Annotated in this window: 10 protein-coding genes; all 10 read right to left on the bottom strand. The window is 39.0% G+C overall.

Features of this window, described 5'->3' with window-relative positions; genetic code table 11:
• Nucleotides 1–47: 47 nt before the first annotated feature.
• Nucleotides 48–857, bottom strand: a complete 810-nt coding sequence (locus tag LY11_RS17075; protein WP_111634859.1) for a DJ-1/PfpI family protein — start codon at nucleotides 855–857, stop codon at nucleotides 48–50.
• Between the two features lie 92 nt (nucleotides 858–949).
• Complete coding sequence (locus tag LY11_RS17070; RefSeq protein ID WP_111634858.1) at nucleotides 950–1,867, bottom strand: GlxA family transcriptional regulator; 918 nt, start codon at nucleotides 1,865–1,867, stop codon at nucleotides 950–952.
• Between the two features lie 538 nt (nucleotides 1,868–2,405).
• Nucleotides 2,406–4,958 carry a heavy metal translocating P-type ATPase gene (locus tag LY11_RS17065; RefSeq protein WP_111634857.1) on the bottom strand — a complete coding sequence of 851 codons (2,553 nt, stop codon included), beginning with the start codon at nucleotides 4,956–4,958 and terminating at the stop codon, nucleotides 2,406–2,408.
• A gap of 18 nt (nucleotides 4,959–4,976) precedes the next feature.
• The gene (locus tag LY11_RS17060) at nucleotides 4,977–7,745 is read right to left on the bottom strand and encodes a multicopper oxidase domain-containing protein (protein WP_111634856.1); all 2,769 of its coding nucleotides are present in this window, start codon (nucleotides 7,743–7,745) and stop codon (nucleotides 4,977–4,979) included.
• Nucleotides 7,746–7,767: 22 nt separating this feature from the next.
• Entirely contained in the window at nucleotides 7,768–8,235 is a 468-nt protein-coding gene (locus tag LY11_RS17055) for a heme-binding domain-containing protein (RefSeq protein WP_111634855.1), read from the bottom strand.
• A 5-nt stretch (nucleotides 8,236–8,240) separates the two neighbouring features.
• Nucleotides 8,241–8,807 carry a DUF3347 domain-containing protein gene (locus LY11_RS17050; protein ID WP_111634854.1) on the bottom strand — a complete coding sequence of 189 codons (567 nt, stop codon included), beginning with the start codon at nucleotides 8,805–8,807 and terminating at the stop codon, nucleotides 8,241–8,243.
• Nucleotides 8,808–8,960: 153 nt separating this feature from the next.
• Nucleotides 8,961–9,449: a DUF3347 domain-containing protein gene (locus tag LY11_RS17045; RefSeq protein WP_245952812.1), complete on the bottom strand. Its 489-nt coding sequence runs from the start codon at nucleotides 9,447–9,449 to the stop codon at nucleotides 8,961–8,963.
• A gap of 109 nt (nucleotides 9,450–9,558) precedes the next feature.
• The gene (locus LY11_RS17040) at nucleotides 9,559–9,999 is read right to left on the bottom strand and encodes a hypothetical protein (RefSeq protein ID WP_111634853.1); all 441 of its coding nucleotides are present in this window, start codon (nucleotides 9,997–9,999) and stop codon (nucleotides 9,559–9,561) included.
• Nucleotides 10,000–10,280: 281 nt separating this feature from the next.
• Entirely contained in the window at nucleotides 10,281–11,513 is a 1,233-nt protein-coding gene (locus tag LY11_RS17035) for an MFS transporter (protein WP_111634852.1), read from the bottom strand.
• Complete coding sequence (locus LY11_RS17030) at nucleotides 11,513–12,673, bottom strand: efflux RND transporter periplasmic adaptor subunit (RefSeq protein WP_111634851.1); 1,161 nt, start codon at nucleotides 12,671–12,673, stop codon at nucleotides 11,513–11,515. The genes LY11_RS17035 and LY11_RS17030 overlap by 1 nt, the downstream gene beginning before the upstream one ends.
• Nucleotides 12,674–12,680: the final 7 nt, after the last annotated feature.

The raw sequence follows: 12,680 nt of genomic DNA, 5'->3' as shown, positions 1-12,680 counted from the left end.
TAATTTAGCCAAACTTCGCTTTACCTTAGCCAAATTGCAAATCAGCTTTAAGGCTGATTGTTGAAAGTTTGAGTTTTTGGCAGCACTTGATGAGATAGATCCATACCTTGTTCAGGCCCATATTTATCATATTCCATTTGTTTTGCAATTGCTTCCGCAACTTCTTTACCTCTCAATTTTGAAACTAAATGCAAAGCACCATCTATACCAGCCGAGATTCCAGCTGTGGTGATCACTCTGCCATTATCAACATAGCGGACATTTTGAAGCACTTTAGCTTTCGGTACAGCTTTTTGAAGATTTGTTATGCTTTTATGAAAAGTGGTAACTGTAAGCTGATCAAGCAGGCCCGCTTTCCCAAGAATAAACGCTCCAGTGCAAACAGAAAAATAGCTTTTAGTAGCACTGTCTCTGGATTTTATCCAGGAAATAACTTCAGGATCATCTGTTGCCACTTCGTCTGAGCCACCAAATACTGCAAAAATATCGGTTTGCGGAGCATCTTTAATGCTGTAATCCGGAATGATCTTTAAAATACCCTGTGACAAAAGAGGAGCTTTAGTTTTTGCGACAGTAATGATTTTGAACCCTGCATAGGAAAAGACTTCCATTGGTCCTGCAAAGTCAAGTACCTCTACTCCATCATATAAGTAAAAGCAAACTGTTATTTTTTGATCCTTTGAGATTCGTTGATTTTTCCCTATCAATGTCATCCCGCAGTGCGCACAAACACCAGGTTGCTGATAAGTAATGGTATCATATGGATGGCTACAGGGCGGACATATAGATGTAGTTGCATAAACTCGCGTAAATGCAAAGCACGGAATAAAAAAAATTAGGACTAATAACTGTTTCATAGCTATTTATTTAAATCCAAAATTAATTGAATATAGCTATTAAATCAGGACAACCATAGTAACAATCCGGCCATTCTATCTATGACAACAAGTTAATTTTTTGCTTCTTTAACTAACTTCCTCAGCTGAGCAGTGCTATTATAACCACATTCTTTTGCTACCCAGGCCACCTTTTGTTTGGTTTTAAGCAGATGTCTTGCTTTTTCCTGTCTTAACGATTGAATATATTGCCCGATAGTGATTCCTGTGACAGATTTGAACAACCGTGTAAGATTCCGCTCACTGACAAAGGCTAATTCAGCCAATTCTCCTATTGTTATTTTATGCTGTAAATGCTTGGTAATATAATCCTGTATCTGATGTATATGGTGGTTAATATGCTGCCTGCTTTGCAGATAAATGCTATTTTGTGCTTCCATTCCATCTCTGCGTATATAAACAACCATATCTTTTGCTACAAGACATGCAAAAGCCGCCCCATGCTGCTCTTCAACAAGGTAGAGTGCAAGGTCAATACCTGTAGCAATTCCCGCGCTGGTAAAGATCCGGCCACTTTGCACAAATAATTTATTCTCTATCACTTTAAGCAGGGGATATTTTTGTTGTAAAGCTGTAGTCCATGCCCAATGTGTAGTGCAATTGTGCCCATTTAAGATTCCTGCAGCGGCAAGGGCAAAGGCTGCTGTACAAATTGAAGATATAGTAGCGCCAATTGCAGCAGCAGACTGTAACCAGGGTATCCAGAGGTGATCATCTGCTCTGTTCCATTTTTCAATTTCCATTCCTGCTACAATCACGATGTCATCCATAGTAACTTTTACCGAATTGAGTGGGGAAACATTTGTAAATCCAAGACCAGATGAGGTTCCCGGATTATCATATGGCGAAACATAATGTATATTGTAATTCTTTCCACAGCATCCCGATTCATAAAAAACAGTAACTGCACCAGCCAGATCCAGCAGATGAACGCTATTAAATATGAAAAATATAACACGATTGGAGCCCATGATTCAAAGTTAATATATTAGTATAAGAAACATATATAATAGCTTCTTTACAAAGGAACCTAGTAATGTCCTGATTGATGTCTATTAACATCCAAGAATTTGATTCAAAGAAAGCCTGTTTAAGTTATCTAAATAAAGAAATTCAGTGGTAATACTTTGAACACTGTTTGAGGGGTATTTAAGCACAAAAGACATAAAAAAACCGGAATCGATGTTTCGATTCCGGTTAGTACCCCCGGACGTACTAAGATCGAACCAGTTTCTGGAAGATCTTACCACAATATCCTGTATACCAATCTAATAACCTACAATAAATAATATTTCAATTGCTAACTTTTTTCAAATATACGCATTTAATAGAGACTTCAACCGATGAAAGTCTCTATTAAATATTCTCATCACAAAAGTAAAAAAGATCAGAAATCTTTCTCGGCTGATTTATAAGCAGTGGTTTTGAATTAGTGTACAATTTAGTTTCTTCAAAGTTGCTATGTAATAGTTCCTTAATGAGTGTGATTGAAGTGCTTTTAGTTAAAAACTAGTCAATCTTCGCACTTCTTAGTCTTAAAGAGTTTAGAATTACAGATACTGAACTGAAACTCATGGCAAGTGCAGCTATCATTGGTGATAATAGAATTCCAAAAATTGGGTATAAAAGTCCCGCTGCCACCGGTATTCCCAACACATTATAACCAAGTGCAAAAAATAGATTCCCTTTTATATTACCCATAACTTTATGACTCAATAACCTCGCTTTCGCAATTCCGTTCAGATCGCCTTTTACCAGTGTAATTGCAGCACTTTCAATAGCAACATCGGTTCCAGTACCCATAGCAATACCAATATCTGCTTGAGATAGTGCAGGCGCATCATTAATACCATCGCCTGCCATAGCAACCTTTTTCCCTTTCGCTTGAAGTTTTTTTACTTCATTTAGCTTATCTTCAGGTAACATTTGAGCTTTGAAACCGTCCAGGTTTAATGTTTCACTTACTGCCTTTGCTGTATCTTCATTATCGCCTGTAAACATAATTACCTCTAAACCTTCTTCCTGAAGTTTTTTGATGGCGCTAGCACTGGATGCCTTGATTTTATCAGAAATAATCACATATCCAACGACTTTATTTCCAACAGCTAAATAAGAAACTGTCTTGCCTTGCTTTTGAGCAGCCTTAACTTGTCCTTCTAATTCAGGATTAATTTTAGCTTTAACATGTTCCATTAATTTTTGATTACCTAGAGCGAGTTTTTCCTCCTTTAATGTACCAGTTACACCTTTACCTGTTATTGCTTCAAAATTTGAAATAGATTGAATACTTATTTTGTTTTCTTCCCCATAACGTAATGTTGCCTGCGCCAATGGATGTTCACTGCTAGTATTTAACGCAACTATTCTTTCAAGGACTTTCCTTTCATCAAAATCCGGGTATGCACTAACAACACTTTCAACGGATGGCTTTCCTTCTGTAACCGTTCCTGTTTTGTCAATAATCACCACATCGATGGCATTCATTTTCTCCAAAGATTCAGCATTCTTAATTAATACACCAGACTGTGCGCCTTTACCAACTCCCACCATCACCGACATTGGTGTAGCCAAACCAAGCGCACATGGACAGGCAATGATCAATACGGCAATGGCATTTACAAACGCATAAACATAAGACGGTTCCGGCCCATAGATTGCCCATGTAGCGAATGTGCTTATAGAGATTAGTACTACAACAGGTACGAAATAACCAGAAATCTTATCAGCCATCTTTTGGATAGGCGCTTTTGAACGACTCGCTGAGTTCACCATTTCGACAATCTGAGAAAGTAGTGTTTCTGACCCTACTTTTTCAGCAAGCATGACAAAGGTTTTATTACCATTAATAGTTCCAGAGCTGACTTTGTCTCCGGGCTTTTTTTCAACAGGAACAGGTTCACCTGTAATCATAGATTCGTCGATTGTCACTTCCCCAACTTTGATACTTCCATCAACAGGGATCTTTTCGCCGGGTTTTACCCGCAACATATCATCTTTTTGAATGTCATCTATGGAAACAGTCGTTTCTTTATCTCCTACAATCTTGGTAGCTGTATTAGGTGCCAACTTCAACAGTTCTTTAATTGCACTATTTGTTTTCGCGTGCGCCCTAGCCTCTAAAAGTTGACCTAGCAATACCAAGGTCAGGATCACTGTTGCAGCCTCAAAATATACATATACCGTACCATGATGAGTTTTGAACTGATTTGGAAAGATATCAGGAATAAGCAGCGCGACAAGGCTAAACAGCCAAGCAACCCCCGCACCAATACCAATCAGCGTAAACATATTTAATTTCCATGTTATTATGGATTGCCATGCACGCTCAAAGAACATCCACGTAGCATAAAACACCACCGGGATAGAAAAAGCAAACTGAAACCAATTCCAATATTTCAGCTCCATTAAAGTAAACAAAGGGTTATTAGGAATCATCTCCGTCATCGCTATGACAAAAATAGGGATAGTGAAAATGGTAGCAATCTTAAATTTACGCAGTAATGTCTCGTAGGTTTTATCCTCCGCTTCCAAATCCACGCCTATCGGCACTAAATCCATTCCACATATAGGGCATGGGCCAGGCTGATCCCTTATGATTTCTGGGTGCATAGGGCAGCTGAATTGTGTTTTTTGTTTTAATTCCGTTTCCTTCAATAGATCCATTCCACAAACTGGACAATTCCCGGGTTTATTATAAGTTTTATCTCCTTCGCAATGCATAGGACAATAATATACTCCCCCTGATTCATCCTTTTTCACTTTTAAAGGAGTTGTACCATGATGATGTACGGCTGGTTCGTGATGGCTATGATCAGTCTGCTTGTATATTTGTTCCTCTTTTGTATCCTTCTCATGAACATTCATTTCAATCTTGTAATCTCCCACCGCACTGATTGCCTCCTGCAATTTTTCAGTTGAAATATGTTTTTCCATAGCAATGATTGCTTCAGCAGGCTCTAAAGTGACCTTAGCGGCAATCCCATCGATTCCATTCAATGCATTCTCAACTTTGTCCCGGCAGCCCTTGCAGGTCATCCCGATTATTTTATAGGTGTGCGTCATGATGTTATGATTGGTTAGTTAATACGTTAATGTTAGCCCTCCGCCGTATCCCATGTCACTATCATAGTGAGTGGACAGACCAAAATATTTAGTGACTATATATCTGAGCCCCGCCATGTACTCCTTGTCTGTATTGACCATAAATTGAAAACGTAGTCGTTTGGAAATAGGAACGTCCTCTCTCATCAATTGAAACCGGACATTTCCTTTGTGGTCGATAGAAGCATCTGCAACAATTAGCATTGGCAAAGTATATTGTACACCCAAGTGAAATACCTGTCTAAAATTTTTGGTATTGCTCTGTCCAAAAAGATTATCTCCGGGTGATAAGGATTGTCCAAAAATATTTTTGTCCATTGGATCAATCGTTCTTTTACGAAAGTCCCAACCGATATAAGGGAAGAGCCATTGGTTTCTCCCGATGTACCTTCCAAAATGACTTTCGCTTTCATAACCCATTTCTTTATCAAAGCCAATCCTCCATTCGGTTGTGAAACGATAACGGGTATTCGCCAACATAATCTCTCCGTCACTGCCATTGCTTTCAATTCCAATTCTCACCATTGGATGAAATTCCCTGTCATCACTGAACAATTTTCGTTGCGCTAATTTAGGATTAGGAATTTCGGGATTTGGTGGCGAGTTTTCATAACTAAATACCCTGCCCATTCCACTCATCATGTGGTAAAGGATATGACAATGGAAAAACCAATCCCCACCTGGTTCTGTAGCCGCAAATTCGATGGTATCCCTCTCCATCGGCATAATGTCCAGAACATTTTTAAGTGGAGCGTTTTCACCTTGTCCGTTCACTACTCTAAAATCATGACCGTGTAAGTGCATAGGGTGACGCATCATACTATTGTTGAATAAGATGATCCTCACATTTTCACCTTTCTTAATCAGGATTTTATCGCTTTCAGAAACCGTTTTGTTATCTAAAGACCATACATAGCGGTTCATGTTTCCTGTAAGGTCAAACTTCAACTCTTTCCATGGGCCTTTAGGTAAAGTGGTTTTCTTAGGATCACGGAGCATTCCATAATTTAAAGTAACAATGTCCGGGCTATCAGCGGCCATGTTCATCGCTGACATGCTTTTATCGTTTGGCATTTGCATACCCGACATTTCTGTTTTTTTGCTTTTTGCTTTCGGATTCTCTATACCTGTTACTTCCGGATACATAACTGTATTCATATCCATAACCTGATTCTGCATTTTCATGCCTTCCATTTCGATCATGTTCCCGCTCATGTCCATCATGTCATTCATCATTTTCATTCCGGCAAAATATTTAAGCTTTGGTAGTTTCTGACCAGGCACCTTTTCTCCTTTACCTAGCCATAAAGAGGCCGATTTGGTACGGTCTTCAGGCGTTATCAAAAATTCATAACTCTTATTTTCAGGAATGGTCACCACCACATCATAGGTTTCAGACACGGCAATGATCAACCTGTCCACCTCTACAGGTTCTACATCATTTCCATCGGTAGCTACCACGGTTATTTTACCGCCTGAATAAGTCAACCAGAAATAATCAGACGCACCGCCATTGGCAATGCGTAGCCTTACTTTGTCGCCCGCTTTAAACTGGGGCTGAACATTCTGATTCTTGCCGTTGATTAGAAAGGTGTCGTAATACACGTCACTCACATCCATAGCATTCATGCGCTTCCACTCATTAGTCACTTTGGTTTTGAAATGACCTGTTATAATCGCCTCCGCATAACTTTGGGTCGTTCCTTTTTTAATGGCAAACCAATCATTTGCATTCTTCAGGCTTCGGTGCACCTCTTCTGGTTTCATATCCGTCCACTCACTGATGACCACTGGGATAGTTGGAATGTCCCATTCTTTCCTTTTGTTCATAATGAATGCGCCATACATACCAATCTGCTCCTGTAGTTCGAAATGACTATGATACCAGTGAGTACCATGCTGAACGATGGGAAATTTATAGATATAGGTAGAATGAGGGTTAATAGGCATTTGCGTAAGGAAAGGAACCCCGTCCATTTTGTTTGGCAAAAACAGTCCATGCCAGTGCAGCGATGTTTCTTCATTCAGTTTGTTATGCACATATATCAATGCCGTATCACCTTCGGTAAACGTTAATGTTGGCATCGGTATCTGTCCGTTTACAGCAATCGCCCTTTTTGTTTTCTTTCCATAGGTTACGGTTGTATCAGCAATGTAAAGATCATAGCGAACAGTGCGGGGCGGTACATTACTTGAGATGGTTTTAATTGACCCTAAATTTACCTTTGCCTTTTTGATGTTTTCCATGGTGGCACTATTGTCCCCCATATCCATCCCGCCCATGTCTTCCATTCCGTCATTCTTTTTGGTAGCATCTTTGATAGGCATTTCCATTTGGTCATGCTTCGGTGTAGTTGCCTTAGTTTTTTCCAGCACCAGTTTCATTCCGCACTTAGGGCAATTGCCGGGTTTGGTAGAATGGATTTCGGGATGCATCGGACAAGTATAAGATACGACCTTTGATGGCTCGTTACCTTCTTGTTTTTGCATTGGCATCTTCATATCACCCATATCTGTCGCCTTTTCGGGCTTTGTCTTGGCAGCTTTTGCTTTTTGAACGACGAGCTTCATACCGCATTTCGGACAGTTTCCCGGCTTACTAGATTGTATTTCCGGATGCATAGGGCAGGTATAAATAGTCTGCACCTGTTTAGCACTTCCGTTGTTAGGCATTTTCATTCCTTTCATATCCTGAGCAGAAGCTACAGAATAAAGGATCAATAAAAAGCCCGTTAATATATTTTTCATTTCTTTGGTGATTAAGGGTTAGTTAAAGGTTCTTTTTGTTTAAAATATCCTTTGAATTTTGAACCCAGTTGATAATTAACGATTTCTCCGCTTCGCTCAAAATGGCATTTCTATGGATCAGCGTATAAGAGAACAAAGGCATAGTGCCATCTTTCAAACTATTCTCAATGGAACGTAATTTACTCTGCTGTCTTCTTGGGGTGTAGGTGCCAAATTCATTAAAATTTAATTCTTCTTTACCAGAATGTATATGGTAATCCATAAACCAGTGCATGGGCTGTACATAAGTATACCACGGATAATTGGTATTGTTACTATGGCAATCATAGCAGGCTTTCTTCAATATTCCCTGTACATCACCTGGCATGGCAACCATTTTTGAAATATCATTTGGCATGGCCTGCCCACTTTTGTTGCGGGCAGGGTGTACAAACTGGATAATTATAAGGATTACCAATAATCCAAGAAGTATTTTCTTTATGCCGTTCATGGCTATTATTTTAATTCCTCTTTAACAGTACCGCAAGTTGGCATAGCTTTTCCAAGATAAGGGTTTTTAATATCCTTCACTTCGCTCAACCAGATTGCTCCCTTATTGTTGTTATACATTGGACAGTGGTCAACGTATAGTGGTTGTCCAGCCCCAAGCAATTTTACAAGGTCATACATATCTTTACTCAACATATCGAAGTGTTCACGCTGATGGGTAATATTTCCTGCATTAGCGCCAATGTGTTCAGCATGTTCTTTTGCATCATCCTGTATATCAGCATAGGTTTTGCTTTGAGCACTTGTTAATGAAGATTTATCAAAACTGGCAAATGCTTTAACCATTTCATTACCCGCCGCTGCTGCATCCTTGTCATTATCACTAGTAAAAGCATTTTTGAGCTTAAGGTAAGATTCAAGAAGCGAAGCCATTGGTGTTCCTTTGGCGATGGCGTTTGAAGGGGTAGTTTTATTTTTAGAGGAATCTGATGTAGAGGGAGTCTTAGTATTGCTATTGTTGCATGCTGCCATAAACAATAGAGAAAATGCCAGACTATATAATAATGTTTTCATTGTATGCTTGATTTTAAATGTTTAAAAAAATAGTTAATGTAGAAGCTCAAACTGGATACAGATTAGGCATTTTACAAAGGATGCCAAATCAAAAAGTCAATTGTACAGCCACAGCACCATCTTATGGGGTAGCTATACAATTAACAATCAGAATTACTTTAAAGTTTCTTTTATAGAACCACAAGTAAGCATCTGTTTTCCGAAATAAGGGTTTTTTATCGCAGAGTTATCAGAAAGCCAATAGCTTTTTTTCATAGGACAATAGTCGTAATAAACTGGTACTTTAGTCAGTTTTACCACTTTGGCCAGTTTAAAAAGATTGGATGAGAAATTTGCAAAGTGCTCACGTTGGTGGGCAATATCTTTGCTCTCGGAGATATGTTTTGCATCAAAAGCAAGCTTATCCTGAAAGCCCATAAAAGCATTCATATCTTCTGTTGGCATGGCTTTCATATCGACACTGCTTAGTGCTTTTGAGAATTCGGCTGCTTTGGATGCTGCCGCGGTTGCATCAGAGTTCACCAACGCATTTTTGATGTCGTAGTAAGAGGTTAATAAAGCTTGTGTCTGGTTACTTTGAGCAAAACTAGGTTTGATCCATACAGTTGCAATTAAAGCAACTATTAAAAATATCTTTTTCATGATGTAGTAATTTAATGTGTATACTTATTTTCTGACATAGCAGTAGCTATGTGAACGTATTTGTCCACTAACAGCAGTAAATAGGCTGTTGAGAACCTCACATTAAATCTTATATCTGAAAACTTTGAATAACTATGCGAATGTCCTTGTTCGGAGGTCTTTCTCTTTGGTCTACACAGAAGCTTTGATCAAGTTCAAGAACTGTTTCTGGAATTAATAAACCATAAGAATAATCAGGAAGCCATAGTACAGGTAAAACAACAAGTACTTTGCTACTTCCAGGAACTAACTTGCTTTGAGTAACCAAATCGTTTACTAAGGTTTTACAACAAAGATCTTGTTTTGAAAAATTCACACCCGGTACAGGAGCACTTTTGTGTTCATGTCCTATTGCAAGATGGTGGTCATGATCTTTGTGTACATGAGCGGTAGATTGTGCATGAGAATGACCTTCATCATTGTGATTTCCGTCCATTCCTAAAGCACAGCCAAAACCCACAATGGTATTGAGCAAAAATATAACTAACAGAAATATAGCTTTACTTTTCATGACTATGCAAATCTAACATAAAGATGCAGAAATAAACTTACATAATTCGGTGTTTCTTTTATATATAGTTGGTTTCCAAGGGCAGCTTAACCAATTCAAAATTTGGACGAATGAACTTTATAATATACAGTTTAGTAATTTCTTCGATACTTGTAATGTGGCCAGTCCTCGCAATGGAGATCAATTGTCTAATTTAAACAAGCTGCAAATACCATAGAAACTAGGTTTTAATAATCGTATTTTTTGCTTTGATTTTTTTCGATGATTAATGCTTATAGCATTTATTGCTTATTTAATTTTTGTGTAAAAAGAAGGGCTATCGCCAATATTCCTAATGAAATTATACCTCCGTAAAAAAAGTCGTTTCCTGGAAAATGCCTACCGGTGAACCCGGCGATAGGATAGGCAATCGCCCACCATAAGTGGGAAAAGGCAAAATGAGAGCCGAATACTTTGCCCTGTTCGGCAGAGGCTATGTTTTCTCCTATCAAAGTTTCGGAGGGCATTTCTGCTAAACTTTGGCCTAATCCGGCAATTAGCCAAAGGATTAATAAGACTGCATAATCAACATAATTTGCGCCTAAGATAGCTAACCCAAGTAATACCACGCCAACTATTAACGATACACGTCTGCTTTTTGATTTGTCCATATTACCTGCCACAAAAGCGGCTATGGCAGCTCCTATACCGAAGGCTGCCATTACCCAGCCGTATTGTTTATCACCTAGCAGAAGCCCGCTTTTAATATGGCCAACCGTATTGACTAAAATTTGTGCTCCGGCAATTGCCGAAATAAATTCAATTGCCAAGGCAAACCGAATCAATTTATTGCCAAAGAGTAGTTTTGCTCCTTTTACTACATCCGCCCAAGCAGATAAAGCTTTTTGAGAGGATAATGCTGGTGGCTTACTAATTAGTTTTGCAGGCAGCATGAGAATAAGAATCCCGGCCAGTATAAATGATGCTGCATCAATAAAGAAGATATCTCTTGCGCCAAACCATACAGCTATAATTCCTGCCAACCCCGGCCCAAGTACACCAAGCAGTTGAAAAGTGGCAGTGGATAATCCAATAGCCTGCCTGTAGTTCTGTTGATTTACCACTTGGGGAATAATGGATTTATAGGTTGGCGTAAAAAATGCGTTGAAGATATTTAACAGAAAAACCAATACATAAATCTGCCATTCTGCACTTACAAAGGGGAAGCAGCAGATGATGCCCATCCTTACGAAGTGCGTGATATATAATATTTTTTTACGGTCTATCCGATCTGCCAATACACCTGCAAAAGGAGAAAATATAATAAAGGCAATCACTCTAAGCGTTAAAGCAGAGGCCAAAATTACTGCTGAATTTTCCTTACCAAAATGATAGGATAACAGTGCAAGACCTACCCAGGTAAACGCATCGCCCAATAAACTGATGGTCTGGGCAAAGTACAAGGTAGCGAATGCCTTTTGTCTTAGTGCCTGAAAAGGCTCTTTTAAAACCGATGTGAGTTTTGCCAATGCCATTATTCCTCTACATTTTTCATTGCCGAAAGCAAAGTGTAAGCGCCTTTAAGTACAATCGCCGATTGACGGTTGAAATTATCTGGTAGTATGACCTCTACATAACCTTCCTGCTCAATCCCTTTTTTAACCGGGATCATTTTAAATGTAAATCCTTTTGTACCAGCAGCGGTCTGAATGAAGATGTAATCCACACCATCAGATTGAACTATAGCATCAGCAGGCAAGGAAGGCACGGATTGGTAAGTGGTTGCAATCAAGGCTTTCGCATACATACCAGGGAATAAAGCTGGATTACCAGCATCCGGTAAATGACAATGAACAGGTACGGTTCCCTCTGTTCCTGTTGATTTGCCGATTAGGAAAACCTTAGCATTTCGATTATAGGCCGTTTCGTTTGCTAATGCAAATTTGATTGTCTGTCCTACTTTAATTTTGTCGGCATCTTTTTCATATACATTCAGCGCTAGATGCATTTCACTTTTGTTAGCCAATTCAAATATTACATCAGTTGGATTAACATATTTTCCTGTGGTGGCATTGCTTACCGTTACAAAGCCATTGATTGGTGAATATAAATTACTGGTCTTGGAAATCTTACCTGAGTTTAGATTTTTAGCATTGATGCCAATCAGAGACAGTTTTTGTTCTAACCCACTCATTCTTGCTTGTATCATTTTATAGTCGGAACTGACCTGTTGGAAGGTTTTTGCAGAGTTTACATCTTCTTTTCTCAATTGTTCCTGCCTTTTGTATTCAAGAGAGAGAAATTCCAAACGACTCTGGCTCTCCAAGTATTCCTGCTGAATGTCAATAAATACCGGGTTTTCAATGGTTGCGATCACTTGCCCTTTACGAATCAACTGACCGGGAAGCAGCCCATAACTTTTAATATACCCTCCCAGAGGTGCTGATATGGATACCATGTTTTCAGGCGGAACATCAATTGCCCCATTAGCTTTGATCACATTGCTCAACGAACGCATCTCCAGCTCACCAGTTTGCAAAGCGGTGACCCGGTACTGATCTTTTGATAATCTAACTTCATCGTTCACTTTGGCAGCAGGTTTTACTTCTTTCTTTTCTTCTTTTGCTGCCTGATTACAAGCTGTCAAGGTTAAAAGGGACAGCATAAAAGCTGTTATATAATTTAGTGTCTTCATTTCGTGT

This window comes from Pedobacter cryoconitis (assembly GCF_003259615.1).
Classification (GTDB): domain Bacteria; phylum Bacteroidota; class Bacteroidia; order Sphingobacteriales; family Sphingobacteriaceae; genus Pedobacter; species Pedobacter cryoconitis.
The sequence above is the reverse complement of the archived record's forward strand: the minus strand, read 5'-3'. Positions and strand labels throughout refer to the sequence as shown.

Bases quoted from the DNA above. Each gene is read 5' to 3' on its own strand.
- LY11_RS17075 (WP_111634859.1), bottom strand. From the start codon at position 857: ATGAAACAGTTATTAGTCCTAATTTTTTTTATTCCGTGCTTTGCATTT.
- LY11_RS17070 (WP_111634858.1), bottom strand. From the start codon at position 1,867: ATGGGCTCCAATCGTGTTATATTTTTCATATTTAATAGCGTTCATCTG.
- LY11_RS17065 (WP_111634857.1), bottom strand. From the start codon at position 4,958: ATGACGCACACCTATAAAATAATCGGGATGACCTGCAAGGGCTGCCGG.
- LY11_RS17060 (WP_111634856.1), bottom strand. From the start codon at position 7,745: ATGAAAAATATATTAACGGGCTTTTTATTGATCCTTTATTCTGTAGCT.
- LY11_RS17055 (WP_111634855.1), bottom strand. From the start codon at position 8,235: ATGAACGGCATAAAGAAAATACTTCTTGGATTATTGGTAATCCTTATA.
- LY11_RS17050 (WP_111634854.1), bottom strand. From the start codon at position 8,807: ATGAAAACATTATTATATAGTCTGGCATTTTCTCTATTGTTTATGGCA.
- LY11_RS17045 (WP_245952812.1), bottom strand. From the start codon at position 9,449: ATGAAAAAGATATTTTTAATAGTTGCTTTAATTGCAACTGTATGGATC.
- LY11_RS17040 (WP_111634853.1), bottom strand. From the start codon at position 9,999: ATGAAAAGTAAAGCTATATTTCTGTTAGTTATATTTTTGCTCAATACC.
- LY11_RS17035 (WP_111634852.1), bottom strand. From the start codon at position 11,513: ATGGCATTGGCAAAACTCACATCGGTTTTAAAAGAGCCTTTTCAGGCA.
- LY11_RS17030 (WP_111634851.1), bottom strand. From the start codon at position 12,673: ATGAAGACACTAAATTATATAACAGCTTTTATGCTGTCCCTTTTAACC.